Origin of the sequence: Romboutsia sp. 13368 (assembly GCF_018336475.1) — a bacterium.
Lineage (GTDB): Bacteria > Bacillota > Clostridia > Peptostreptococcales > Peptostreptococcaceae > Romboutsia.
Genome location: NZ_CP048741.1, coordinates 845054 through 845612 on the forward strand (window position 1 = coordinate 845054; position 559 = coordinate 845612).

The window sequence follows — 559 nt, forward strand, 5'->3', positions numbered from 1 at the left end:
ATTGGAGATGATATAAGTTCTATATGTGCTAATACTTTAGATTTTCTTGAAAATAGAGAAGATACAGGTCTTAAGTTTGGAGTTAAGTTATTAGATGATGTTATAGGAGGACTTTTTAAAGGAGAGCTTACAACAATAGCTGCTAGAAGTGGAGTTGGTAAAACTGCACTTGCACTTCAAATAATGTTAAAGTGTAAGGATCAAGGCAAGAAAGTACTTTTTATAAGTAGGGAAATGAGTAAAGAACAAATATTTATGAGAAACTTAAGTAAGAAAACTGGAATAAGTGCTAAAAGCTTTAAGTATAAAGATTTAAARGAAATAGATTGGAAAAATATWATAGATGCAATGARTGATTTGAGCAAGGAAAATCTTATATATATAAATGATAGAATAAGTACAATACCWCAACTTAAAAAGAGAATAAGACAAGTTAAACCTGATTTAGTAATAGTGGATTATGTTCAGCTTTTAAGTAGTGAACAAAACTTACAAACTAGGGAAAGAGAAGTTGCAACTTTATCTAGAGAACTTAAGAATATAACTCTAGATTATGAAA

General features: G+C 28.5%; 1 protein-coding gene. It reads left to right on the top strand.

All coding sequences use genetic code 11. The features are described from left to right. Positions 1-559 (top strand): DnaB-like helicase C-terminal domain-containing protein (locus G3997_RS03440; protein WP_296648148.1); only part of this gene is annotated, 559 nt, incomplete at both ends.